The following is a 25,240-nucleotide window of genomic DNA, read 5'->3' as shown; positions in this document are numbered from 1 at the left end:
CCGGCTGCCGCGATAATCGGTCCAGAGATTGAACTCGCTCACAAAAATATTGGTATCCCCTGCGTCTCCACTTAGTCTTGCTGCTAAGTCTAAGAAGTCGCATCACTAAATTTACTTTAAGGACAAACCATGAAAATACTATCTGCCCTATTAGCGACGTTTTTGTATTCGGCTAACGCGACTGCGGCTCTTGAATTTACTTTTTCAGGCGATTTCGTCAATTTCAGCACCGGCAATTTTTCAGGACAAGTCACTGTTGATGCTTTGTTACCGAGCTCCATCGACGTTTTTCCGGCGTCAGGCAGCGAATCCGCCAGTTTACGTTTGGGCTACTCCCTAAGTGCTCCTCTTTCCATATTAGCTAACGGACAAGCGCTGGTGATCGATAACGACCACGCTGTGCTAAATATCGTCGACAACACCACAGTCAGCGAAGCTCAGATAAACAGTCAGGGATTTACCAGCACCCAAGTAACGCCGGGTACTTACGACATCCTGACCCTCCATATGGAATCAGCTAGCAACCAATACGATGATAGTGGCCTGTTGGTATCCGGTGCGGAATTTTCGGTGACAGGTTTTTTTGATCAGCTATTACTGGGCGGGGTAGACCTTGATCCCACTAAACTGCCCAGCCTGTTTGGCTTAGCATTTGCCGATAATTTGAAGTTTTTGGTTTTTGAAGTTAACCGAAAATTAGGCGACAGCGAAGATTTTCGTGGCGCCGGCGTCATTACCGCTAGCGACGTTGTCGACACTCACGTGTTTACGCCTGTGCCGCTACCCGGCGCGGCGTGGTCATTTGCAAGCGTTATCGCCGGATTCGGTTTGCGGATGCGCAAACAGGCTTAATTGTCTGATATCAGGATGAGTCAGTGCCTGGGCCAAGCGTTGCCAGGCTGACTCGTCCTTCGGTAAGCCGAAACGCAAACTAGCAGGCTCCTGAAACAAGCGGGTCAGAATGCCCTGCCCAGCCAATAGATGGTGCAGCTTAGCAGCCTGTTCGCATTTCACCCATTGAAACAAATCGCATCCACCGCCGGGTGGCCAGCCGCAGTCGGTCAAAAGCTGTTTCAGGCGTAGACTCAGCATTCCTAATGATGCGGCATTGGCTGATTGCCAGTCTCGATCAGCCAGCGCCATCGCCGCGACATAGCGGCCGGGATGGCTGATAGTCCATGGTCCTAGCAGCTCAGCAAGTCTTACCAATAAGTCCGGTTCGGTCATCACGAAGCCGCAACGGATGCCGGCCAAACCGAAAAACTTACCCACCGAACGCAATACGATTAAGCCCGGCCGCACCGCTAATGGCGCTAGACTGTATTCGGTCGGCAGGCTGTCTATAAATGCTTCGTCGATCAGCAGCCAACCGCCACGCCGGCTAAGACTTTCATGCCAACTCAGCAACTGCGCCCGGCTCCATAGCCGGCCTGTGGGATTATTGGGATTGACCAGAATCAACACATCCAAATCATCCAGCCGGCCGTCTATTGCCCCCGCTTCGACTCTGATAACGTGATGCCCAGCTTTTTGCCAACTGCCGGCATGTTCGGCATAGGCAGGATGAAGCACGCCGACTCGCGATTTTGGACGTAACAAAGGTAATGATTGAATCGCCGCTTGCGAGCCGGCCACCGCCAGCAAGGAGTCGTTTTGGTAGTAGGCCCGCGCTGCCGTTAATAATCCATCATCATCATCTTCCGGCAGGCGTTGCCAGCAATCGGCAGGAACGGCAGGCACCGGCCAGCCGTTTGGGTTGATACCGGTGGATAGATCCAGCCAGTCGGCCAAAGGAATGCCATATTGGCTTGCGGCTTGCCGCAAGCGTCCGCCGTGTTCAAGCAAGGGCATCTCCCGTAACGATTACGATCAACCACAACAGCAGAGTTCGGTACATCAGCTTGCAGGCGCGCTTAATATCGTCGTTTTCCGGTAGTTGAGGGCCACCGAACCAAGGTTTTTGTTTTAGTTGGCCGTGATAACAGGCCGGCCCGCCCAGTTGCAGTAGTAAGGCGCCGCCGCCGGACGTCATCACGGGGCCGGCGTTAGGGCTGTCCAGTAGATGCGCTTGCGTCCGCCAGGACTTGATAGCCTGTGCGGTGTTGCCGAGCAGAGCATAACTTAAGGCCGTCAAGCGTGCCGGCAACCAATTCAATACATCGTCGAAGCGGGCAGCAGCCCAGCCGAAATATAAATAGCGTTGATTTTTGTAGCCCCACATGGCGTCCAGGGTATTGCTGAAGCGGTAGAGCAAGGCGCCGAACGGCCCCAGTACAACGAACCAGAACAAGGGTGCAAACACCGCGTCGGCACCGTTTTCCAGCACCGATTCGATAGTTGCACGGCGTACGTCGGCCTCGGTCATTGCTTCGGTTTGACGACTGACGATTTTACCCACCTGTTGCCGTGCTAACGGCAAATCGCTATCCGACAAGGCGGAATGAACGGCTAAGGCATGTTGCTGCAAACTGCGGGCAGCGATACAAAAATACAAAACCAGTACATCGACGGTAGTTTGTAGCGGCGGCCAGCTCGGCAGAAGCAGCAACCATAGCAGAAAGGGAATTAAGGCTATCGCCAATGCTAAAAAGCCGCTGACTCGCTGGCGAAAAGCCGATTGCTCGTTGTTTAACAGCCGCATTTCTACAGCACTGGCCCATTTGCCGAATGTCACCAGCGGGTGATAGGCATTGCGCGGCTCGCCCAGCCAAAAATCGATGGCTACGGCCAACACAATGCTGAGGGTGAGAATCATGATTTACGTTGGATAAACAGGTCTTGTCAAACTGGAAGAGCGGAAGGAGCATGCTTGCCGACATAGCCCGGACCAGCGGGGCAATGAAAATCGCCCCGCTGGATTCTGGAATGCTATTAGAGGGCTTCGCGGGTGGCTTTGGCAGCCAGTAAGTATTTTACGACAGTTACCAAGCCAAAAATGACCACGCCATAGGTCAAGGTAGACGTCAGGTAAGGTGGGTAATACATCGCGACGCGCTCGGCATATTGTGTGAATGAGCCGTTGGGATAACGGCCGGACAGCCAGTAAAAGCTGCCGTTGGAAAACAAAAATGCGATGGAGGTGGCTGCCACCAAGGCCATCAAGCGTTGCGCCGCACTTACAACCGACAACTCGGTAAACCTGCGGCACCATTTGCCGCCCAGCCACATTGCGCCGTAAGAGCCGACCAGAAATACATAGGCTTTGGACACACAAAAGTCGCTGACACCGAGTTTGGTGATCGCTAAGTAATCAATCAGCACCGCTTCCGCCAGCAACAATGCAAATAAATAGCGTCCGCCCAGCCATAAGCCGGCGAAGAAAAATACCGCCAATGAAGCGTCCGGCAATGCGAATGGGGTGCCGAAATGGTGAAAACGGGTGGCCGCCATTAGGGCCATCAACGCAACTGCGCCAGGTTTAACAGCCAAGGTTTGATTCAAACTCATAGGGTTCTCCAAAAAGGTTTAGTAATTGTAATGGATCGAAAAATAGAAATTTCTGCCGAAGCTGTTATAGGTGTTAACCGTTTGATAGCGTTTGTCGAACATATTATTCAGTTTGGCACTTAACATCCAATTTTTGTCGATACGATAAGCCGTGCGTAAGTCCGCGGTCATAAAGCTGCCCAGTCGCACGGTATTGGAAATATTGTCGAAACGCTCGCCTTGCGCCAGTACGGACGCACCAATATCAAGGTCACCGAACGAACGGGAGACATCGTAGCTCAGACTTTCCGTCACCCGGCGCGGCAAGCGCAAGTTGGTCTGCCTGTCCTTCGGTGTCATTAGGTTCATGCTCAATTTGTTGTTCCAGCCGAAAATTGGCGTGGACACTTCCGCTTCTATGCCATCTATCTGCGCCTTGCCGATGTTTTTGGCGGTGGATGGCGTGCCACTGAAAACAATTAAATCTTCGATATTGGTGTGATACGCGCGCAGTTCCCAATTGCCCCAATCGTGATGGCCGGCAAAACCGGCTTCGAAGCTGGTGGACTTTTCCGGCTTTAAGCCAGCGTTACCGAAGCCCGGAAAGTATAACTGGTTAAAGGTCGGTGCCTTAAAAGCATTGCCGAAACTGGCAAAAGCGCTGAGACCGTAATCCCAATTAAACCGCCAGCCGAAATTGCCGGTGACACTATCGCCGAAAGCCTGGTTTTCGTCCCACCGCAAGGAAGCATTTAGAAAATGCCTATCGAAAATCCGGCTGTGCAAGTCGGTGAACACCCCGACATCGTAACGCGAGGTTTCGACATAGCGTGTGCTACTGTCGACTTCGTCGAAGCGGTAATCCGCGCCGACTGTCAATTGGTGATCCTTATGCAGGGCCAGTTCGTTCAGCCAACTGGCGTTCCAGCGCGTCGTGTTGAATCGGCTGGTAAATTGGCCGTTATGTCGAAATTGGTCGGCATCGTCCATGCTTTGTCCCACCCGCAAAGTAGATTTCCACATATCGCTGAAATTTGCGCTGGCTGTGGCTCCTAGCGTCTGATTGATAAATTCCGTACTACTGCTGATGGAATTATCAATCTCGGTTTCGCCTTCGGCCCGCAGGAAAAACGCTTCCAGTTCCGCGCCGTTGTCGAAGCGGTAACCGGTTTTCGCATTCACACTCGTGTTGTTATAGCCGTCGCGATCCGGATTAAAGCCATTAGCGACGCTGACCCCGCTCAGCGCGTTGATGCCCTGGCTGCCGAATTGAGCGGCGCTCAAACTATACCAAGCCTTGCCCCATTTACCGTTGATGGCCGCCGAGCCATTATAGGTTTCGTATGAACCGCCGCCGGCTTCCAGCGCAATGTTCGGCCGTTCGCTGGTGCCGCCCTTGCGGGTAAATATCTGAATCACCCCGCCAATCGCTTCCGAGCCATACAGGCTGGATTGAGGGCCACGGATAATTTCCACGCGTTCGATTTGGTCGATAGGAATAAACTGGAAGGCGCTGGTGCCGGTGGTAACCGAACCGGCCTTGATGCCGTCGATCAGTACCAACACATGATCGGCATTGGTGCCGCGCAGATAGACATTGGTGTCCTTGCCGTAACCGCCGCTTTGCACCATGTCCACACCCGGCGTGCCTTTTAGTAATTCGGGTAGGGTTCTGACCTGAAGTTTCTCGATGTCGTGGCGCGTATAAACCGTCATCGCCGTGGCTAATTCGTTCTGTCGAGTCTCGGTTCGGGTAGCCGTCACGACTGTTTCGGCAAGGTTGACGGCTTCATCGCTGGTCGCCGCCAACACTGTAAAAGGTGTGCTCGCCAGCAATAAAGATCTGTATAGAATTGTTTGCATATTATCCTCTGCGCCCGCCGCGCATCCGGGTGAAAAAGGACAGAGGAAAAACGGAAAACGAAAAAGACGGAGGCAGGCTAGGCACGGCTCAGGCCATTCCGTAAACAGCCCTCCGCTGTCTCGAATGATCTTCCGGGCCAGTCTCCGGGCTCATAAGTGGCTAGACGCCTGATCTGCGACCTTCCCATGCAAAGCGCACAGTGGCAAAAACGCAGCTCTTTACTTATCTACCGTTGCGGGGGCAGCGTCGGCATGGGTGGTAAAACCACCGCACCGACTTCCTGTTTCAGTTTGGCCGAGAAACGGCGCAAACACCTGAAAGAAGGGCGCAATTGTATGTAGTCGGGCAAGATATAGCAAGAATACCTGCTTAGTTCCAGGCAATCAGCATTGCAAATACCCCTTTCCGTGCTATACATTGGTGCATTGATTAATGCTGTTAACTTAGACTTCAACGAATACGGGCGGGATCATGGAAATTCAATCGAAATTGTTAGGCAACCAAGACATCAATCCGGACACTATCATCAATTTTCCGCGCGGCCTACCCGGTTTTGAAGATCAGACCCGCTTTAAATTATTTCATCAGGAAGGCAGCGAGATCGTCTATTGGCTGCAATCGGTCGATAACGCGGAGCTGACTTTTTCCGCGGCTCATCCGTCGCACTTCAACATCAATTATAATTTTACGGTAACCGATCCCGAGGAAGCGTTGCTGCAATTAGAGCCGGGCGACGAACTCGTTATATTAATTCTGCTGCACAAAGACAATGAGCAGGATAATGGCAAGCCGACTATCAAAGGCTCGATCAAATCGCCAATCTTAATCAATGCCAACAAACGCATCGGCATGCAAAAAGTATTGGTGGCAATCGAACAAAGTATCACGCTGACCGAGAAGGTCAGTGAAATAGACGTATCTGAAGCTTAAAAATGCAAACAACCGCCGACGGCAGTGCCGGCGGTTGTTTAAATCAGGCGGCCTGAACAGGAATGGAATGACTGGAATGGCTAATACGATTGTTGCCGTCGAAATACACCAAAGTTGGCTTGTAGTTCGTCAGTTCCTTCTCATCTAAGCTGGCGAACGCGCAAACGATAATCAAATCGCCAGGGCACGCCAACCTTGCAGCTGCACCGTTAATCGAAAATACGCCGGAATCTTCTTCGGCGCGAATCGCATAGGTGGTAAAGCGTTGACCATTGTTAATATTGTAAATATGGATTTGCTCGTACTCCCTGATGCCGGAAAAATCCAGAATTTTGCCGTCTATAGCACACGATCCTTCGTAATCCAGCTCGGAATGCGTTACCCGCGCACGGTGTAACTTAGCTTTAAGCATGTTTATGTTCATGGTAAACAAGGTCGAATACTAGGGCCGGCGATTATGCCTTAAATTGACCTTGCTATCAAATTTAAGCATTAGCTTTCAAAGGTAAAAACCAACGCAGTCAGTTGTTTGTTTTAGAAAAATACAAGTTATCGATCAGACGTGTGGTGCCCAGCTTGGCTGCAGCCAAAATCAGCAGATTAGCATCGCTGGCGCTGGCAGGCCTTAAATCGGCGCTACGGCAGACACTGAAATAATCGACGGTAAAACCGGCTTGTTGCAAATTTTGGCATTGCTGCGCTGCGACTGCCCGATAATCGTCGTGCCCGGCTAGAATGTCGTCGCGTGCTTTGCACAAGGCTTGATACAGTTTGGGCGCCTGCTGTCTTTGTTCCACAGACAGATAACCATTGCGCGAACTCATCGCCAAGCCATCGTCTTCCCGAACCGTTGTCACGCCCTGGACTGCAACGGGTATATTCAAATCGGCGACCATTTGCCGAATCAGCGTCAGCTGTTGAAAATCCTTCTCTCCCAGCAGCAGCAGATCGGGCTGTACCATATTCAATAACTTGCACACCACCAGGGCGACGCCGTCGAAATGTCCGGGCCGGTTGGCGCCGCAATGTAATCCCGACAAGCTGCCAACCGAAATCCCGGTTTGCGCGGCTTGCGGATACATTTCAGTCACCGCCGGCAAGAACAGCAAATCGGCGCCGCTTGCTATCAGCTTTTCCTGATCCTGCTGTTCGGTACGAGGGTAACTGGCAAAATCTTCGTTCGGCCCGAATTGGGTGGGGTTGACGAAAATGCTGACGACCACTTTATCGGCCTGCTTTTTGGCTGTGCTAACCAATTTGATATGCCCGGCATGCAGATTGCCCATGGTCGGTACGAAGCCGACACTATGGCCGGTTTGCCGCCATTGCCGGATGACTTCTCTCAAGGCCGCGACGGTAGTGACTATCTGCATATGCTCAATAACTGTGTTCGGACGTTGGAAATTGCGCGGATTTAACCGCTTGATGGTAAAGGCGTACCGCCTCTTCTATGCTGGAAGCATCGGCCATGAAGTCTTTGGAAAAGCGCGGTCGCTTGCCGATGCTGATATTCAGCATGTCATACAACACCAGCACCTGCCCATCGCAATCGACGCCGGCGCCGATGCCGATGGTCGGGATACTCAGGCGCTGACTTATTTCGGCGGCCAGTTGCGCAGGTACACACTCCAGCACCAAGAGACTCGCGCCGGCTTGTTCGATTTTTTCGGCATCAGCGATGATTTGCCGGGCTTGTTGCGCTTCCCGTCCCTGTACCTTATAGCCACCCAAGTGATTCACCGATTGCGGTAACAGGCCCAAATGACCACAGACCGGAATGCCTTGATCTACCAGAAAGCGAATCACGTCAAGCTTGGCGCCTTCCAGCTTGACCATTTGCGCGCCGCCAGCCTGCATCAAGCTTGCCGCGTTCGGCAATGCCTGCTCCGGTGTGGCGTAACTGGCAAACGGTAAATCGGTAACTACAAAAGCCCGCTTTCTGGCCATGGCCACGCTGCGGCTGTGATAGACCATATCATTCACTGTGACCGGCAAGGTACTACCATGCCCTTGAATCACCATGCCCAATGAATCGCCTATCAGCAGTACATCAATACCGACTCGGTCGAGCAGGGCGCTGAAACTGGCGTCATAAGCGGTCAGACAGCTGATTTTTTCGCCGGCTTTTTTCATCGCCGCTAGATCGCTGATAGTCAGCGCCTTTAAGGCATCAGCGTATGGACTCATGAGGCTATTTTCCGCAAGCCGTCGGGAGGGCAAGCCGCCAAGAGATGAGGCAACGAATCCTGGCCCGGAATTGTCAAATCGCAGCTTGCCACGTCGGCCATTGGGTACAGCACAAACGCGCGCTTAGCCAACTCCGGATGTGGCACAACCAGATCCGGTTCGTTAATTCGCTGTTGCGCGTAAAGCAATACATCCAAATCCAGGGTTCTGGCTCCCCAGCGTACGCTGCGCAGCCGGCCATGCTGGTTTTCGATTTGCTGTAATTGTCTGAGTAAAGCCACGGGTTCCAACTCGGTCGAGATTCGCATTACTGCGTTGACATAATCGGGTTGATCTTGCGGGCCGACCGGCGTGCTGCGGTACAAGGGAGAGAAGGCAATTTCGGCCACACCCGGCAAGGCCGCGATTTCCTGTCTGGCCCGGTTGACATGATCGATAGAGTCTTCGAGGTTGCTGCCCAAGCCTATATAGGCTTCGACAGCTGACTTAGCTAGCGTCATTGCCGATGGGGGCGGGTTTGCCTCGAGAACGGTAACGGCCGGTTTTACGATTCCGGGGTTTACCGCCGCCGGATTTTGGCGGCGCGGTCATTCTTTCCCGCTCCGCATCGTCGGCTTCCTGAAAACCTGTCCACCATTCGACCAATTCCGGATCGGCGCCGCCGGTTTCCGCGCGTAGCCGTAAAAAGTCGTAGGCCGCTCTAAATTTAGGCTGCTCCAGCAAGCGATAAGGCCGAGGGCCAACCGTCCTGGAAAACTTATTCTGCAAGAACCACACTTCGCGCATTGATTGGGTGATGTGGCGCGGTAGTGCGGTGACCTTGATTTGTCTGGTCAGCACTTCGTTGGCGGCGTTCTGATAGGCCAGCGTTTCGTTTTCGCCGTGGGCGATGCGTCTTTGCGCAGCCAATTGCAGCGGTTCCCACAATAATGCAGCTAGTAAAAAATAAGGTGTCAGCGTTTTACCATCGTTGAAGCGGGTGTCGGAGTTTTCCAAGGCCCGGATCAAGAACAAGCGCGGAAAATCGTGGTCCTCGCTGGCCAGGCAGCGGTCGGTTTCCGGAAACAAAATTGCGAACAAGCCGTAATGCCTGAGCATCTCGAAGGATTGCAGGCCGTAACCGGACAAAAACAACTTAATGACTTCATCGTAAAGACGCGCCGAGGGGATGCTCTTCAATAAATCGGCTTGGGCGTAAATCGGTTTTTCGGTATCAGGATGCAGCGTAAAGCCCAGCTTCACGGCAAAACGGATGGCGCGCAGCATCCGCACCGGGTCTTCTCTATAGCGCACTTCCGGGTCGCCGATGAGGCGCATGACCGCCGCCGCGTGGTCCTGCATGCCGCCGGTATAATCAACCACGGAAAAATCGCGGATGTTGTAATAAAGCGCGTTGACGGTGAAATCTCGGCGCCAGACATCTTGCTCCAGCGTGCCGAACACGTTATCGCGCAATAATCGGCCATCTTCGTGCACGACTTGCTGGTCTGATTCTGCTGATTCGGAACCGCGAAACGTCGCTACCTCGATAATTTCGCGGCCGAAAAACACATGCGCCAAGCGAAAGCGCCGGCCAATAATTCGGCAATTACGAAATACTTGCTTGATTTGTTCCGGGCTGGCGTTAGTCGCTACGTCGAAATCCTTAGGTTCCCGCCCCAGCAGCAAATCCCTGACGCAGCCTCCCACCAAATAGGCCTCGTAATCGGCTTTTTTCAAGCGCTGCAGCACTTTCAGAGCGTTTTCACTGATTTGTGCACGGGAAATGCAATGCTCTGAACGCGGATAAATCTTCACGGCACTCGACCCCGCCGACTCATTAACCGGTTCGGCAACTTGCTCGACCGGCGAAAAGATTTTTTTGAAGAAACTAAAAATGACTTTATCCCTTAATTTAGAATGACGTGTGCCAGCTTTTTCGAGGCTTCGGGCGCGAACGTCCTAGCGGTCTTATCATAACACCTCGCCAGATTTAAGCTCAATCCAGCACATTCTTTTACATTCCCTTGCGTTGAATGTAGAATTTCGCCATTCGCCGAATATTTTGGTGTAATAACATAAAAATTGGCTGTACTTGTCGCCCTTAGGCCGGTGACGGGGAATTTATATCGGAGAGTGGAGCGTATGTTTAAAAAAATTTTACTGGGTTTTGTAGACCAGCCTGTATTTACTAGTCTATTCGTTGCCGATTTCGCGTTGTTGGTTTTCCATAGACCGCCCTTTTTATTTTCAATTGTCATGATGGGCGCGCTGGTGGCCATGAGCATGTACATGGGGCAAAAACTGGCGATTTTCGACAAATAATTGCGACAATCCGCTAAAGCAAACACCCCAAAGCCCGGCGTGGATTTACCCTCCGCGCCGGGTTTTTTGCGTCGGCTGGCCGCTGCTGGTTACGATGCTTTCTTACTGCTGGCGATATGGTTTTTCGCCACGGCCATCGCTCTGCCTTTTAATGCCGGCCAGGCATTCGCCAGCGATCAGTTTTTTTATCCACTCTATCTGCTCGGCATCAGCTTTGTTTTCTACGGTTGGTTTTGGACCCACGGCGGCCAGACCCTGGGTTTGCGCGCCTGGAAAGTTAAAGTCAGCGCCTTGGATGGTCGGTCTCCCGGTTGGCGGCAAGCCGGCATCCGCTTCCTTGGCGGCTTATTATCCTGGGCTTGCTTGGGGCTGGGATTTGTCTGGTGCCTATTCGATAAAAACGGCCAATGCTGGCACGATTACCTGTCAAAAACCCGGCTGGTTTTTCAGGAAGAAAAGCGCTGACGGCAAAAGCGAATATGCTATATTCCAGGCTCGATCAACCTACCAGCCGGGAATATACAATGAAAACAATAACAATACTTTTCTCCCTGTTTGCCGCCGTTGCTGCCGGCACCGCCAACGCCGAAGTCAAACTGGCGGATAACTCCAAATTACTGGGTAAATGGCAGGTCACTCACGAAGCCCTGGCTCTTGACCGCGAAAAGAAGCCCTTGCACGTCACTTGGGAATTTCAAAAAGACGGCACCTTGATAACCACCGGTGAAGATGCGCGTAGCGGCATTGGGGAAATGACTATCCCAATTAAATATAGCGTGGCCGACGGCGTGATAAAAAAGCAAGTCACGCCCGGCCGGGAAAAATACGAAGATTGCGCTGTGGTGGAAATGGACGAAAAAGATGCGGTTTTGAAATGTAAATTTCTTTATTTGTTCATGACGCGCAAATAACCGCCGTCATAACGCTCCACGGAACGGAAGCAAGGGTTTTCCGTTCCGCAGAGAAGCATTTGCCGCCTAGCTGACCCGCTTAACCGCGATCAGCGCGCCTAAAAACACCAAAGCACTCGGCAACATCGCCATCAACATTGGATTCATGTCGTAAACCAAGCCGACATGGCCGGCAATCTTGTCGAAAATGTTAAACGTCATCCCGATCACGATGCCCATCATGATGCGCGCGCCGGTGCTGGTGCCGCGACCTATACCAATCACAAATGGCGCCGACACCATCAACATCACAAAGGTTACAAACGGGTTGATTAAACGGCTCCAGAATGCCAACTCGTAACTTTGCGACTTTTGATTGTTCTGCTTCAGGAAGTCGATGTACATGAACAAATCGTAAAGCGATAGGTTGTCGGATTTAACGACGGCCACTTTCAACAAATCCGAGTCGATGCTGGATTTCCAGCTTTGCTCTGCTTGAGTGCCGGCATAAATTTGCTGCCGATTGATTTCGGATTGTTTGACGCTTTCCAAGCGCCATTGTTTGTCGCCTAAAAACTGCGCATGCTCGGCCTGAGTGATGCGGTTGAGTTTATGCGCATCGTCGACATCGTAAATCCGCACATCGGCCAGCGAGCCGTCATCCAGAATTTTGCGGACATTAATAAAGCTGTTGCCCTCTCTCAGCCACATGCCATATTGGGAACGCATCACTACGCCGTCGTGCAGCGCCGTGGTTTTCAGCACTTGCGCAGCGCGTTCGCAAGACGGCGCCACGAATTCGCCCACCATTACGGCAACGCTCACCAGCAGCAAGCCTGCCAGCATAATCGTTCTGATAATCCAGGCGATGGATAAACCGGCGCCGCGCATCGCCACAATCTCGCGGTTATTCGCCATCGAGCCCACGACGAACAAGCTACCCAGTAACGCCGCCGACGGCACCAGCTCGTAAAATACCCGTGGTGAGGTTAAGGTCAAAAACCATAAAATCTGTTTCAAGCCGTAACCGCCTTGCCCCAAATCTTTTAACTCGTCGCTGAAGCTGAACAGATTGAACAAGGTCAATAACAATATCACCGCAATCAAGGAGCCCTTGACGACTTCTTTGACGATGTAAATGGTCAATACGTTGATCATGACAGCTTCTCCTTAAGGCTTTGCGACAACCATTGCCAGCCGTACAAACGTACCAACATCAACAAACCCAAGACCAGTAACAAGGCGTCCACCCAGAAATAACCCAGCCAGGACGGCAGCGCCCCGCTGATTACCCAGCTGTGATTGACCCGCTGCAAATTGCCGTAAACGAAATAAATCCCAAAAGCCACCAGCATACTGCCGTATATGCCGCCGCGTGGCGACAGCTTGGCTAAAGGCACTGCCAGAAAAGCCAATAAAATAACCCCTAGCGGCGTGCTGAAACGATCCTGTAACTCGGCGACATCGCGCAGTTCCGGAGACAGCCATAAATTCTCGGTAGTAGTAGCCTCGCGGCCCAAATTCAAAATGGTGACCTTTTTTTCGATCAGCACGGCATATTCTTTAAATGTCTCAATGGTGAAGTCCTTGTTACCCGGTACACCTTGAATCCGCTCGCCATTTTCCAACACCAGATACAAACCGCCGGGCAAATTTTTCAACCAACCGTATTCGGCGTTTACCACGCCGGCTTTGTCGCCTTGTTTGTTTTGCACGAACACCTTGTGCATGCGGCCTTCGTCGTCGACGTTTTCGGTGTAAAAAATTAACTCGCCGTCGCTGTACTCGCTGAAGCGGCCGGCAGCGATGCCGCGAATATCGGCATTTTGTTTGTCCTGATGCATCAACTGCTCGGTTTTGGCCTCCGCCCACGGCGAAGCCAGCATCGAGAGTGCCATGCCCGCCAGACTTAACGGGATGACTAGCATAAATATTGCCCGATAAATGGTAAACACGCTGCCGCCGGCCGAGGAAATTGCCGCCATCTCCTGCTCGCGGTACATCCGGCCCAATACCATCAATACCGCCATGAACAGCGCGGCGGGTAGGAAGGTGGTCGTGGCGACGACGATTTTCAAACCTAATAAGGTCATCACCGTATCGTTGGCGATATTGCCCTCGATAGCTTGCGCCAATACCTTGATAAATTTGCGGCTGACGATGATCACCACCAATACCACCAACACGGCGGTGACGGTGTTAAACAGCTCTTTGATTATCATTTTATCCAGCACCGTCAACAGCCGGAAAGGCCGGCCCGCGCTGGGTAATCCTCGCTCAATGCTCAACAACTCACTCCTAATTTCTAAGGTATAATCGAACCACAGACCGCTGCATCCGGCGCAAACCCTCAATCCCAGATACTTACAGACTACTCTCATGGACTATTCTATAGAAAGCTCACCCTTAGACAAACTGCAAAGCGACTGTCTGCTGGTCGGAATCTACGAAAATCAACAACTCAGCCCTGCGGCAACCCAACTGGACAGCCAATTAGGCGGTTTGTTGACTAAGCTAATCGGCCGCGGCGACATCAGGGGCAAAAACGCCGAAACCCTACTGATCAATAACCTGCCTGACGGCAATATCGCCCGCATTGTGCTGCTCGGGTTTGGTGAGCGCAGCAAAGTCACGCGCAAGCAATACCGTAAAGCCTTGGCGGCTGCGATCAAAACCGTCAAGGACAGCAAAGTCAGTGCCGCCAGCTGCGCGCTGCTGGATATAGACGTCAACGGCGCAGACAGCCAATGGAAAGCCCGCCAAGTTGTCGAAGTGTTTAACGATGGCATGTACCAATACAGTGCCACCAAAAAAGTCGACGACAAAAACCCGCTGCAACGCTTAGCCGTAGTCGCCGATGATAGCCAAAAAGCCCTTGCCGAAACCGGTCTACAACAAGGTATCGCTATTGCGAAAGGCATGGAATTGACCAAACACTTGGCCGATCTGCCCGGTAACATATGTACGCCTAGCCATCTGGCCGAACAAGCCCTGGCGCTGGCCGGCGAGCACGATAAACTCACCTGCGAGATTCTGGAAGAAAGCGACATGGAAGCCCTGGGCATGGGCTCATTTCTGTCGGTGTCGCGCGGTAGCCGCCAGCCTGCTAAATTGATTTGCCTGGATTACCAAGGCGGCGACAGCAACGCCAAACCCATTGTCTTGATCGGTAAGGGTCTAACTTTCGACGCTGGCGGCATTTCCTTGAAGCCCGGCCTGGGCATGGACGAAATGAAATACGACATGTGCGGCGGCGCCAGCGTGTTGGGTCTGGTGCGCATGGCGACATTGTTGAATCTGAAATTGAACATCGTCGGTTTGATTCCGGCTTCGGAAAACCTGCCGGATGGCGCTGCCAACAAACCCGGCGACATCTGGACCAGCATGGCCGGTAAGACCATCGAAATCCTGAACACCGACGCCGAAGGCCGCTTGATTTTATGCGACACGCTCACCTACGCCAAAAAATACAATCCTGATGTAGTCATTGACATGGCAACGCTTACCGGCGCCTGCATCGTGGCCTTGGGTCGGGTGCCAAGCGGTTTATTCGGCAACGACGACAAACTCTGCAACGATTTGCTCAGCGCCGGCGATGCCGCGTGCGATTTGGTGTGGCGCATGCCGATCTGGGAAGAATATCAGGAGCAATTAAAATCCAACTTCGCCGATTTGGCCAACATCGGCGGCCCGGACGGCGGCAGCATCACGGCAGCAGTGTTTTTATCCAAATTTGCTGAAGAATACCGCTGGGCGCATATCGACATCGCCGGCACTGCTTGGCGCACTGGCGCCAACAAAGGCGCCACCGGCCGGCCGGTACCACTGGTAAGCCAGTATTTGCTCAACCGCGCCTCTGCTTAAGGCCGGGCGTAAAAGGGGCTTTCGCGGTGATCTCGGGTCGCGAAAGCTCCTGCACTTTCTGCAGATTTAAAACGATATGACCAACCCCAGTCATTCGCCATCCCTCCCCGAAGTCAGCTTCTACGTGCTGGCAACGCACGACCAGCAACAACGCCAGGACTTCGCCTGCAAGCTGATCGAGAAAATCTACCGCAGCGGCCACTTTCCCTATGTGCTGACCGATTCGGCGGAACAAGCCGAACAAATCGATAAAGCCTTGTGGACCTTCCGGGCCGGCAGTTTTATTCCGCACCAAACCTACCGCGGAGAAATCCCGGCATTTACCGGCACCATCCTGATCGGCGACGAAAACATTCCGGAGGGCTGGCAGAAAATTGTCGTCAACCTATCCAGTTTGTACCCGCCGACCACGGCCCCGACCGAGCGCATCCTGGAAATATTGGACAACAGCGAAGCATGCAAACAGGCCGGCCGCCAGCGTTACCGGCATTACCAGCAAGCTCAACTGGCGATTACTACCCACAAAATGTAGGGAGGGCACGTGGCGAAGCAGCAAAAAGCGCAAGTAAGCCTTTGCCCCGGTTTTCGCCAGCCAAAGCGAAGCATAGAAAAACGGAATCCCAACGTGCAGCAACACATCCGGCTTAAAACGGCGATCAAACACCCCGGCCCGGTCCCGGCTACTGAGTTTCGTAGGAAGTAGTTCGCCGCTTGGCAATCAAGCATTGTCAATGTAGGCTACCGGTCTAGCCCTTATCCGCCCACTCGCTCCATGAAAAGTAAAACACTGATTGTTGCCGCCTTGCTTATAGCTGTCGCCGTACTATTTCTCTATAGCCGCCGTCCGCAGCCAGTGGAAGTGGAGGCTTACACCTTGACGGAAGGTGAGGTGCGGGCGACGGTGGCGAATACCCGAGTGGGAACCGTTAAGGCGTGCCGGCGCGCGTATTTGGCGCCGGCGACCGGCGGTCAAGTGGCGCAGTTGCGGGTTAAGGAAGGCGACAAAGTCAAGCAGGGCCAAGTGTTGTTGGAGGTTTGGAACCAGGACCTAAAAGCTCAGGTTGAACTGCAAAAAGCTCAGATCGATGCTAGCCGGGCCAGCGCCGAACAAGCTTGCCAATTGGCCGGTGGTGCGGAGCGCGAAGCGGCAAGGATGACGCAATTGCAAAAACACAAAAACGTGGTGTCTGTGGAGCAAGTCGATAAATCAGTGACGGGCGGCAAGTCGCAGCGCGCGGCGTGCCGGGCCGCGCTGCAAGCCATTGAGGTAGCAGAGGCGCAATTGGGCGTGGCGGAAGCGGCGGTTCTGCGTACGTTGGTGAAAGCGCCGTTCGACGGCACGGTGGCGGAAGTGAATGCCGAATTGGGCGAGTTTGTCACACCATCGCCGCCGGGGATTCCAACCTTGCCTCCTATCGATTTGCTGGATGTCAGCTGTTTGACCGTTTCTGCGCCTATCGATGAGGTGGATGCGGCCAGCATCAAGACAGGGATGAGCGCTTGTGTGTCGCTGGATGCCTTTCCCGACAAGCGTTGTTCCGGCATCGTCACCCGCGTCGCACCCTATGTGCTAGAAAAGGAAAAACAGGCGCGTACGGTGGAAGTGGAAGTGACGCTGCGTGACCCGAAAGATTTGGCGGAGTTGTTGCCGGGTTACAGCGCCGACATTGAAGTTTTATTAAGTCAAAAAGAGCGCACGCTGCGTTTGCCGGCCGAGGCGATTCTGGAGAATCATCGGGTGTTGTTGATAGACGAAGACCATGCGTTGCACGAACAAAGCTTCCAGCCCGGCCTATCCAACTGGAGTTTTACGGAAGTATTGTCCGGGCTGAAAGCGGGCGACCAAGTAGTGACGTCGGTTGGCAAGGAAGGTGTGGCCGCCGGCGTAACGGTCCGCGTCAAGCCATGATTCAACTCAGCGGCATTCGCCGGATATTTCAGGTCGGCGAGCAGACTGTACAGGCCTTGAACGGTATAGACCTGTCTATCGGGCCCGGCGAATATGTGTCGGTGATGGGGCCGTCCGGATCTGGCAAATCGACGCTGTTAAACATTGTCGCGCTGCTTGACCAGCCCTCGTCGGGCCAATACTTATTAAACGGCACCGATGTCACCCGGCAAAGCGATGACGAACTGGCGCGTATTCGCCGCGACAATATCGGCTTTGTGTTTCAGTTTTTTCATTTGATCCCCAGGCTCACCGCAGCCGAAAACATCGAAATGCCGATGATTCTGGCCGGGGTCGATAGTAAGCAGCGCAAGCAGCGGGTGTTACAGGCGCTGACGTCCGTGAGTTTGCTGGATCGAGCCGAACACAAGCCCAATCAATTGTCCGGCGGCCAGTTGCAGCGCATTGCTATTGCTAGGGCGATGATCATGCACCCCGGTATTTTGCTGGCCGACGAGCCGACCGGCAATCTGGACAGCAAATCCGGTCGAGACATCATCGAGTTGCTGGAGAATTTAAATCGGCAAGGAGTGACTTTAATCATCATCACTCACGACCAAAATGTCGGCGGCAGAGCCAAACGGCAATTGCGCATTGTGGATGGTCGTTTGGCGGACGGCTCGGTTTAGTTTTTCAGTTAGATTGGCACTAAAAAAGCGTGGCAGCTATAACTTTGTCGTTAGAGTTTTCCTGGTTGTGCGATACTGTCCACAGAGTTGACACGCCAGTAGGCTGAGGAGGGATGATGGAGCGATATAGATTAAGTTTTTGTAATGCCATCAAGCTGGATGAGGACTTGGCGGAGTTTATTGTCGATGAGGGGGTGGAACTCAACTTGGCGCTGGTGGACGAATATCATGCTTGGATCGTGGCGCATTTGCAGAGGCCCTATCTGCTGCTGGTGCACAAAGTAAACGCCTACCACTATGACTTTGCCTCGCAAACCGCTATGGGCACTTTGCTCGGTATTAAAGCGGCGGCATTTGTGGTGTATACCCATATCAGCCAGCTAACCACTCAAGTTATGTTGTCAATGCCGCGGGACGCCGATTGGGTTTATCGGATTTTCAATAATCGCGACGATGCGTTGATGTGGTTGGGAATGCAGCGGGAAACGAACGATCACGACGGAAAAATTTTAAAATCCACCTCCAAGTCATTAATTCGTTAGAATCTGTGTTTTTAGCCACAGATTGGGAAGTTTTTTGTGACTCAGCTCAAATATCGTTCTATTTTTACGCCAGCCAGCGACGCACAACGGCAGGAAAATTTTGCCGATTATTGGCTGTTTACCCAACAGCATGGCGGTGAGTTATTGGAAGCGGACCGGGATTTGGCTAAAAAGCGCGAACGATTGGCGTATTTTCAAAATAATCCGGTGCGCTTGCACAAGCCTTTGGCGGACCCGGAGGCGTTTTATCGCAATTATGTGAAGATGGTGGATGACCCCAAATCCCTGGACAAGCTGACTTTGCTACTCTGCGGTATCTACAAATTTGCTCGGCATGAATGGGTGGGCATCAAAGGGGCTTGGGATGTGGTACCGGATATGGCAAATTCGCATAGCGTGGAAGACAAAATTTCCCGAGTACATCTGGCCGAAGAATTTTGCCATTGGCGTTTGTTTGATGAAATGCTGAAAACCTGTGGCCTAGAGAGGGTGGTATGGGAACCGTTAACCCCGTTTAAGGAAATGATCTACGAACAGTTTCCCAAGTTTCCTGGGGTATTGATGGATACGCCGGCCTTCGTCACCGAGTTAATGGGCGTCAGCTTCTATTGCCATTTGTATCCCCTATTCGACGAGATATTGGCCGACGAGCCGGAAGTTAGAGATCGTCTAAAAGCCTTGCTGGACGAAATCACCATCGACGAAGTCGCGCACGTCGGGCAACGCCGTAATTTCATCGGGCCGTTGGGCATTAAGATTGCTCGCTATCTGGTTAAGCCGTTTTACATACTGTTTTATCAGGATATTCCGGAAGTGGGCGAATTGTTCGATGTCAAGCAAATGATCGCTCACGGCGAAGCGTTTGATTTTAATCAATTGCCGGACTATATGGTCGCCCGCAGTTGGATTCCTTCCTATTGCAAGGTTGCGGCTTAAAATCAGGTCTCGAAAGCGCCTGTCAATTCAGCAATGACATACCTTTGGTCGGGCGTTGCCAGCCCCGTTATCTGAAGAACAGGCGTTTAGCTGGTTTGGATTAACGTAGAAACGGCAACATCACGCCAAACACCAAAATCAGCGCGGTGCCGATTAGGGCGGTTTGGCCGGGAATTTGTTCGAATAGCAAGACGCTCCAGGCCAGGCTTAATACCGGGGCCAAATAACCGATGGAACTGACCAAGGCCGCTGGCGCCGCTTGATAAGCCCTGGTCATGTAATGTTGGGCGCCGCTACCCGACACGCCTACCAAGAGCAATAAGCCCCAACTTTCCACCGAGCCCGGCAGGCGATAGCCAAACCGGGCAAAATAAATGCTGTGTAACGCCACACCGACCAGGCAAAAATAGAAAATTACCGTTTGCGGGGTATTGCTGCGCCCGGCACGCGCCACCATCAAATAAGCCAGCGCCGACAGCAGGCCTGCCAGCAAGGCCATGGCTTGGCCGAACAAGTTGTGGCTATTTTCGAAATCAAATAGCAGGGATACTCCACTAAACGAGCCGATAATTGCCAGCCAAACCAGCAGCGAGTTTTTTTGGCCTAAAACCAGTGGTCCTAACAGCATGACGAACACACCGCTACTGGCGGTCAGAAATGCGCTCTCGCCGGGACCGATGCGGGCGATGGCCGCAAATGACAGCATCAAGGCCGTGCTGCCGAACAAGCCGCGCAACCACAACGAGGGGCGGGCGTCGCCGAACAGGCCGAGTAGTCGGCCGCCGATCTGCGCCGGGATTGTCAGGATCAAGAAATTGGCCAGGATGCGGATAAAGCTGATCATGCTGGGCGGCAAGCCAGTATCGAATAGGCCGATAGCGTATGCGCCGGCGTTCATCACCGAAAACAACACACATGCGATCAGCATATAGATTAGGCCGAGGCGGCTGTTTGGCAGCGGCAAGATAGGCTTGGGAGTCTGAATGGCTTGCGGCTGATTAGTGTCGGCGGGCACGGGTGCTTGGCTTAAGAGAGGCGGTAAGGGCGAATAGGTTGAGGATCGGGCCGTATCGGTTCGGCCTGATGGCTTGCGAGTCCAAAATGCACGTCATTGCGCCGGCTACCGACGCACGGGTCTAGTCAGCGTCCCAGCTATATTAACCTCTTAAGGTTTGGATGTGTGGTTTTTGGCGATACTGCCGGGGGATATTCCGAAATATTTGCTAAATGCAGTGCTGAAATTGCTGGCGTGATTGTAGCCGACATAGGCGGCGGCAACATCGATTTGGCAGCGGCTGGATTCTAATAACTGATAGGCGGTTTTCATGCGAATCTCTAATAATAAGCCATACGGCGTCGTATTAAAAAAGTGATGAAACAATTGTTTTAATTTAAATTGATTGGTGCCGACGCGTCTGGATAATTCGGCAACCGATGGCGGGTTTTTATATTCATTTAACAGAATGTTATGCGCGGCTTGAGCGATGGCCTGGTCTTTTTTTGAAAATACCGGCGATATCTTCTGATTATCTTGCCATAGATGGGCCATTTCCGCGGCTAATATCGACAGGGCTTGGCCGTGCATAAATACATGTCTTGCCGGATTATTCGTATCGCAATTTAATAGCTGCCGCGTGGCCATTAATGCGGTATTTGAAATGGGTTTATAGCTTATTAAACTAATGCCGTTCTTATTAAAAAATCGCGATGCGGTATTTTCACCGAAATATCTACTCAACCAGGATTTGCTCATCGAAAACCGCACTTGAGCCATCGGATTATTGGCTTGATATTGGCGTTCGCCAATACTGGAGCTGAATGAGGTTATCGACGTATAGCCTTCATTAAAAGTAATTTCCTGGCCCTGCGCATCAACGAATCGCGATTGCCCTTGCATTCCCAAAGTCACAACCAGGCGCGGGTTGTGCTGATCCATTCGAGTCAGAATAGTTAAATCCTGACTGGGCTGATAATGGGTTTCGATATAGTTCAGGTCTTGGTCGAGCGGAAATAGCGTCGAGTAGCCTTTGCCTATTTCATTCGGCAGAGACTCAGTCAGGCAGTTGCCTTGCTGTCGGGATTGCAATTCATCGTTTTTGATGCGCCAGCGTCCCGCCGTTTTCTTCGTCATGGCAATCCCTGTGTTGATACCAATAAGCAATTTTTATTTAAACTATGTTATTTGGCTTAATTAAAGATTATTAAATAAGCCGCTAAGTGTTTGGGATGAAGTAGTCGAAAATTCGGGTATTACCGGCTGCTACTTATAGCATAAAAAATATTACTTTTAGCATATTAAAGGAACTCAGGATGAGGTGGGTGATTCGTTAAAATCAGCATTGTGATAAACGCTTTCCATATTCGAACATTCGTCGATAAATGTTCAGTGGATCGAGTTTTATATTTGCCGAATGTTGACTGGAATGATCATGAAATACACCGTGCTGTCCCAACTGAGTTTACCCAAATCCTTGCTGGTTTCCTTGACGCTGCTGCAAGCCGGTACCGCCGTCATAGCGGAGGAAAAGACTGATCAGCTCGGTTCCACCGAGGTAGTCGCCAGCCCTGTTATCGAAGAAAACCATGTAGACGAGTTCTCCGGCGTATCCGCAGTCGTGACCGAAGAGCAAATCCGCGACCAAAATGCCTTGGATCTGGCGTCGGTATTGAAAAGAACACCCGGTGTGCAAATCTCGCGGTATAACCCCGTCGGTGCGTTCGGCGGTGACCAGGGCGGCGCGGTGGCGATTCGTGGCCAAGGTGCCGGCCGTCCAGGTAGCGAGATCAAGACCTATATTGACGACATTCCGATGTATATGGCGACTTGGAATCACCCACTACTGGATTTGTTGCCGGTCAATGGCATGCAATCGATTACGGTTTATAAGGGCCCGCAGCCGGCTATCAACGGCAACAATTTCGGTTCGATCAACCTGCAAACCAAAGCTGCGGCGGAGGACGGTTTGCACGGTAGCGGCCGGTTGTCGGGCGGCTTTTTCGGCACGATTACCGAGCAAGCCGATGTGCAAGGCAAGTACGGCGATTTCGATTTCTCACTGGCGCAAGGTTACGCCAAATCAGACGGCCACCGCCAAAACGGCTACGGTGAGTTACGCAATGTGATGGGAAAAGCCGGCTATCAGCTAAATCCGCAATGGCGCTCGGACGTGACGTTTCTCTACGCGGATAACCGAGCCGGCGACCCCGGACAATATGGGGTAACCCCGCCTATCGGCGAGTACGATACGGTTGCCGGTATGGTCGCCGCCAGCGTCAGCCACGCGCATGGCGATTGGCACGGCAAATTTACCCTTTACCATAACGGTGGCGACGGTAACTGGCTGAGTCAAAATACGTACTTTACCGGCTTTGCCGACAATCGCTCGAATCTGCTCAGCCAATACAGCATGGACGGTTTTCGCTGGAAAGAACAGCTTTCGCCCTGGCAGGGTGGCACCTTAACGGCTGGGATAGATAACGAGTGGCTGAACGGTAAAGTGACTAACTTGGGCAGCCAGACCGGAAACCAAGTCTATCAATTCGCTACCCCCACGTTTAGGCTCACCAGTCCTTACCTGGCGTTGAATCACGACTTGGTGCTGAGCAAAGACTGGGTGATGGTGCCGTCAATCGGTGTACGCTTTTACGACCATAGCCATTACCAATCCAAAGCCTCACCGCATGCCGGTTTGTCATTTGTGTCCGACGACTTAACCGTGTTCGGCAACGTCTCGAACGGCGTCAACTATCCCGGCATTGACGCGGCCGCTAACTCAGGCGCCTTGTCGAATGTGCCGTTAAATCTATTTTCCGGCGGCTTTTTACCGAATTTTTCAGCCGACGGCTGGCAAAACTTGTCGCCGGAAAACGTCGATCATGCTGAAGTGGGTTTGAAAGCCTCGCCTTTCAAAAGCACGCAAATCGATCTGAGCTTTTTCATCGATAACGTCAAGAATCGCTACGTGTTCGATTTAACCCAAGGCGCTTATATCAATTATGGCTCGTACTGGATGCGCGGCTTGGAAGCGTCGGTAAAACAAGACCTGATCGCCGACTGGAGCCTATTTGCCGGATTGACCTTACTGAACCCAAGCATCCCGAATTTGCCCTACACCCCTGAACAAGCGGTGACCGCCGGCATCAACGGCCCGATTGGCCCGTTACGTTTTTCCTTCGATCTGCAATATCAATCCAGAACCTGGGCGTTGAACCGCGCCCGGAATGTCGCCGAAGTGAATAACCAACGTGTCGAAGCATTTACTGTGGCGAATACCCGGCTGGCCTATCCGATTGCCGAGTTAGGCAAAAAAGGCGAAGTGTTTGTCAGCGTGGAAAACTTGTTCGACAAACGCTATGTCTATCGCCCTGGTTATCAAATGCCGGGTATTTGGGGGCAAATCGGTATTGCCGCCAGCTTCTAGGTGATTTAATCCGTATCCACTCGACAGCCCGGTTTTTGCCGGCGCTGCTTTTTTGCGAAATAGCTATGAAATCTCAATCTAGTTTCAACCACTGCCGCCGATTATTGTTAGTTCTGATGTTGACGTTGACGGGCAGCGTCGCCTTCGCCCAAGACCAACGTTTGCTCATCGCGGCGGCGCGGGTTTTCGATGGCTATGTGTTCAGAAACGACGCGGCGGTGCTGATAAACGACGGTAAGGTCGCCAGGATAGACAGCCGGGACGCGTTTAATGATAGCGATGCGCCCCGGCTCGATCTCGGAGATGCAACCTTGTTGCCCGGTTTTATCGAATTGCACGCGCATCTCAGCTATCAACACGTGCCGGCCGATACCGTGTTGCGTCATGGCATTACCACCGTGCGCGATGTCGGCGGGCCGCTGCATCAACCCTATGGCGGCGATGGCAGTTTAAGGCTGATGACGTCCGGGCCGATTATCACCGCGCCGGCAGGCTATCCGATCCCTAACCTCGGCGAAACCGACATTGCCATGCCGGTAGCCGATGAGCAGCAGGCGCGGCAAGCGGTGCGTAAACTGGTAGCCGGCGGTGCGGTATTGATTAAAGTCGCGCTGGAGCCCGGCGGCGAAGCAGGCGCGCCTTGGTCTGGCGGGCACACGCATGCACATTCCCAAGCTCCTCACAGCAAAACGCACGATAAGCCCCGTAGCTGGCCGATGTTAGCGCCGGCGGTGTTGGCGGCGATTGTCGACGAAGCCCATTTACTCGGTCGCCGGGTGGCGGCTCATCTTGCCGAGCCCAAAGGCGCGCAATTGGCCTTGGATGCCGGTATCGACGAATGGGCCCACGCGCCTTGCGACAGATTGCCGGACGCGCAATTGCAGCGGGCCGTGGCGCAACAAGTCAGAATCGTCGGTACCATCGATACTTTGTCGAAATGTCCGGGCGTGAGCAGTAATGTCAGGCGCTTGGCCGAGTTGGGCGCGGAGTTTTTGTATGGCGCGGAAATCGCTCACCCCGACATTCCTTGGGGCATAGACGGCCAGGAGTTGCTGTACCTGCAACATCTGGCCGGCATGGCGCCGTTGGACGTGTTGCGGACCGCAACCTCCAAAGCCGGTCAGTATCTGAATATGCCCTTACTTGGCACCTTATTACCTAGCGCGCCAGCCGATTTGATCGCGGTGAAAGGTGATCCGACTCAAAAGCTTAAATTATTGGAATACCCTGATTTGGTGATGTCCGGCGGCAAGCTGATAATAAATTATTTCGGAAATTGATTGTTGCCCCGGCCCTCGC

The 25,240-nt window shown here is 52.7% G+C and carries 26 protein-coding genes and 1 riboswitch; of the genes, 13 read left to right on the top strand and 13 right to left on the bottom strand.

Going from position 1 to position 25,240, the window contains the following annotated elements:
* Positions 1-129 precede the first annotated feature (129 nt).
* The gene (locus EBB_RS01855; RefSeq protein WP_192392210.1) at positions 130-852 is read left to right on the top strand and encodes a hypothetical protein; all 723 of its coding nucleotides are present in this window, start codon (positions 130-132) and stop codon (positions 850-852) included.
* Here the strand turns inward: EBB_RS01855 and cobD are convergent.
* The 4 genes from cobD to EBB_RS01835 form a co-directional block, all read right to left on the bottom strand.
* Complete coding sequence (gene cobD / locus EBB_RS01850; RefSeq protein WP_192392209.1) at positions 799-1,845, bottom strand: threonine-phosphate decarboxylase CobD; 1,047 nt, start codon at positions 1,843-1,845, stop codon at positions 799-801. The genes EBB_RS01855 and cobD overlap by 54 nt on opposite strands.
* A complete protein-coding gene (gene cbiB / locus EBB_RS01845) occupies positions 1,838-2,755 on the bottom strand; it encodes an adenosylcobinamide-phosphate synthase CbiB (RefSeq protein WP_192392208.1) in 918 nt (305 codons plus the stop codon). Before cbiB ends, cobD begins: the two co-directional genes overlap by 8 nt.
* Before the next feature lie 116 nt (positions 2,756-2,871).
* A complete protein-coding gene (locus EBB_RS01840; protein WP_192392207.1) occupies positions 2,872-3,447 on the bottom strand; it encodes a hypothetical protein in 576 nt (191 codons plus the stop codon).
* A gap of 18 nt (positions 3,448-3,465) precedes the next feature.
* The gene (locus EBB_RS01835; RefSeq protein ID WP_192392206.1) at positions 3,466-5,289 is read right to left on the bottom strand and encodes a TonB-dependent receptor domain-containing protein; all 1,824 of its coding nucleotides are present in this window, start codon (positions 5,287-5,289) and stop codon (positions 3,466-3,468) included.
* A 118-nt stretch (positions 5,290-5,407) separates the two neighbouring features.
* Positions 5,408-5,623, bottom strand: a riboswitch (cobalamin riboswitch).
* 138 nt (positions 5,624-5,761) lie between these two features.
* Here EBB_RS01835 and fliW point away from each other — a divergent pair.
* Positions 5,762-6,220, top strand: a complete 459-nt coding sequence (gene fliW / locus EBB_RS01830) for a flagellar assembly protein FliW (RefSeq protein WP_033156828.1) — start codon at positions 5,762-5,764, stop codon at positions 6,218-6,220.
* Between the two features lie 43 nt (positions 6,221-6,263).
* Here the strand turns inward: fliW and panD are convergent, their stop codons facing one another.
* The 5 genes from panD to pcnB all read right to left on the bottom strand — a co-directional run bounded on the left by panD (position 6,264) and on the right by pcnB (position 10,204).
* Entirely contained in the window at positions 6,264-6,644 is a 381-nt protein-coding gene (gene panD / locus EBB_RS01825; protein WP_033156827.1) for an aspartate 1-decarboxylase, read from the bottom strand.
* Between the two features lie 97 nt (positions 6,645-6,741).
* Positions 6,742-7,593 carry a pantoate--beta-alanine ligase gene (gene panC / locus EBB_RS01820; RefSeq protein WP_192392205.1) on the bottom strand — a complete coding sequence of 284 codons (852 nt, stop codon included), beginning with the start codon at positions 7,591-7,593 and terminating at the stop codon, positions 6,742-6,744.
* 4 nt (positions 7,594-7,597) lie between these two features.
* Positions 7,598-8,407, bottom strand: coding sequence for a 3-methyl-2-oxobutanoate hydroxymethyltransferase (gene panB / locus EBB_RS01815; protein WP_192392204.1), 810 nt, complete (start codon positions 8,405-8,407; stop codon positions 7,598-7,600).
* Positions 8,404-8,907 (bottom strand): 2-amino-4-hydroxy-6-hydroxymethyldihydropteridine diphosphokinase, encoded by a 504-nt coding sequence (gene folK / locus EBB_RS01810; protein WP_192392203.1) that lies wholly within the window; start codon positions 8,905-8,907, stop codon positions 8,404-8,406. Before folK ends, panB begins: the two co-directional genes overlap by 4 nt.
* Positions 8,894-10,204: a polynucleotide adenylyltransferase PcnB gene (gene pcnB, locus EBB_RS01805; protein ID WP_223146785.1), complete on the bottom strand. Its 1,311-nt coding sequence runs from the start codon at positions 10,202-10,204 to the stop codon at positions 8,894-8,896. Before pcnB ends, folK begins: the two co-directional genes overlap by 14 nt.
* A gap of 327 nt (positions 10,205-10,531) precedes the next feature.
* Here pcnB and EBB_RS01800 point away from each other — a divergent pair, with 327 nt between their 5' ends.
* The 3 genes from EBB_RS01800 to EBB_RS01790 are packed head-to-tail and all read left to right on the top strand — an operon-like array spanning position 10,532 to position 11,622.
* The gene (locus tag EBB_RS01800) at positions 10,532-10,711 is read left to right on the top strand and encodes a hypothetical protein (RefSeq protein ID WP_171697246.1); all 180 of its coding nucleotides are present in this window, start codon (positions 10,532-10,534) and stop codon (positions 10,709-10,711) included.
* 39 nt (positions 10,712-10,750) lie between these two features.
* Positions 10,751-11,176, top strand: a complete 426-nt coding sequence (locus EBB_RS01795; RefSeq protein ID WP_371741531.1) for an RDD family protein — start codon at positions 10,751-10,753, stop codon at positions 11,174-11,176.
* Positions 11,177-11,235: 59 nt separating this feature from the next.
* Entirely contained in the window at positions 11,236-11,622 is a 387-nt protein-coding gene (locus EBB_RS01790) for a hypothetical protein (protein WP_192392201.1), read from the top strand.
* A gap of 66 nt (positions 11,623-11,688) precedes the next feature.
* Here EBB_RS01790 and lptG read toward each other — a convergent pair whose 3' ends face one another.
* Both lptG and lptF read right to left on the bottom strand, forming a co-directional pair.
* The gene (gene lptG, locus EBB_RS01785; protein WP_225587199.1) at positions 11,689-12,759 is read right to left on the bottom strand and encodes an LPS export ABC transporter permease LptG; all 1,071 of its coding nucleotides are present in this window, start codon (positions 12,757-12,759) and stop codon (positions 11,689-11,691) included.
* On the bottom strand, positions 12,756-13,889 hold the full coding sequence (lptF, locus tag EBB_RS01780; RefSeq protein ID WP_192392200.1) for an LPS export ABC transporter permease LptF: 1,134 nt from the start codon (positions 13,887-13,889) through the stop codon (positions 12,756-12,758). The genes lptG and lptF overlap by 4 nt, the downstream gene beginning before the upstream one ends.
* A 91-nt stretch (positions 13,890-13,980) precedes the next feature.
* On the opposite strand from lptF, the gene EBB_RS01775 reads away from it, so the two are divergent.
* The 6 genes from EBB_RS01775 to EBB_RS01750 all read left to right on the top strand — a co-directional run bounded on the left by EBB_RS01775 (position 13,981) and on the right by EBB_RS01750 (position 19,520).
* Positions 13,981-15,465: a leucyl aminopeptidase gene (locus tag EBB_RS01775; RefSeq protein WP_192392199.1), complete on the top strand. Its 1,485-nt coding sequence runs from the start codon at positions 13,981-13,983 to the stop codon at positions 15,463-15,465.
* A 76-nt stretch (positions 15,466-15,541) separates the two neighbouring features.
* Positions 15,542-15,997 (top strand): DNA polymerase III subunit chi, encoded by a 456-nt coding sequence (locus tag EBB_RS01770; RefSeq protein ID WP_192392198.1) that lies wholly within the window; start codon positions 15,542-15,544, stop codon positions 15,995-15,997.
* Between the two features lie 240 nt (positions 15,998-16,237).
* A complete protein-coding gene (locus EBB_RS01765; protein ID WP_192392197.1) occupies positions 16,238-17,374 on the top strand; it encodes an efflux RND transporter periplasmic adaptor subunit in 1,137 nt (378 codons plus the stop codon).
* Positions 17,371-18,042, top strand: coding sequence for an ABC transporter ATP-binding protein (locus tag EBB_RS01760; protein WP_192392196.1), 672 nt, complete (start codon positions 17,371-17,373; stop codon positions 18,040-18,042). The genes EBB_RS01765 and EBB_RS01760 overlap by 4 nt, the downstream gene beginning before the upstream one ends.
* A 116-nt stretch (positions 18,043-18,158) precedes the next feature.
* Positions 18,159-18,584, top strand: coding sequence for a hypothetical protein (locus tag EBB_RS01755; protein ID WP_192392195.1), 426 nt, complete (start codon positions 18,159-18,161; stop codon positions 18,582-18,584).
* Between the two features lie 36 nt (positions 18,585-18,620).
* Positions 18,621-19,520: a hypothetical protein gene (locus EBB_RS01750; protein ID WP_192392194.1), complete on the top strand. Its 900-nt coding sequence runs from the start codon at positions 18,621-18,623 to the stop codon at positions 19,518-19,520.
* Between the two features lie 100 nt (positions 19,521-19,620).
* Here EBB_RS01750 and EBB_RS01745 read toward each other — a convergent pair whose 3' ends face one another.
* On the bottom strand, positions 19,621-20,535 hold the full coding sequence (locus tag EBB_RS01745) for a DMT family transporter (protein WP_229427522.1): 915 nt from the start codon (positions 20,533-20,535) through the stop codon (positions 19,621-19,623).
* A 150-nt stretch (positions 20,536-20,685) separates the two neighbouring features.
* A complete protein-coding gene (locus tag EBB_RS01740; RefSeq protein WP_192392193.1) occupies positions 20,686-21,651 on the bottom strand; it encodes a helix-turn-helix domain-containing protein in 966 nt (321 codons plus the stop codon).
* Between the two features lie 298 nt (positions 21,652-21,949).
* Between EBB_RS01740 and EBB_RS01735 the strand changes: the two genes are divergently transcribed.
* The gene (locus tag EBB_RS01735; RefSeq protein ID WP_192392192.1) at positions 21,950-23,941 is read left to right on the top strand and encodes a TonB-dependent receptor; all 1,992 of its coding nucleotides are present in this window, start codon (positions 21,950-21,952) and stop codon (positions 23,939-23,941) included.
* Between the two features lie 65 nt (positions 23,942-24,006).
* Entirely contained in the window at positions 24,007-25,221 is a 1,215-nt protein-coding gene (locus tag EBB_RS01730; protein WP_192392191.1) for an amidohydrolase family protein, read from the top strand.
* Positions 25,222-25,240 lie beyond the last annotated feature (19 nt).

It is taken from the genome of Methylomonas fluvii, from assembly GCF_014850975.1.
In the GTDB taxonomy this organism is placed as follows: Bacteria; Pseudomonadota; Gammaproteobacteria; order Methylococcales; family Methylomonadaceae; genus Methylomonas; species Methylomonas fluvii.
Note: the sequence above shows the minus strand (reverse complement) of the source record. Positions and strands in the feature narration are given on the sequence as shown.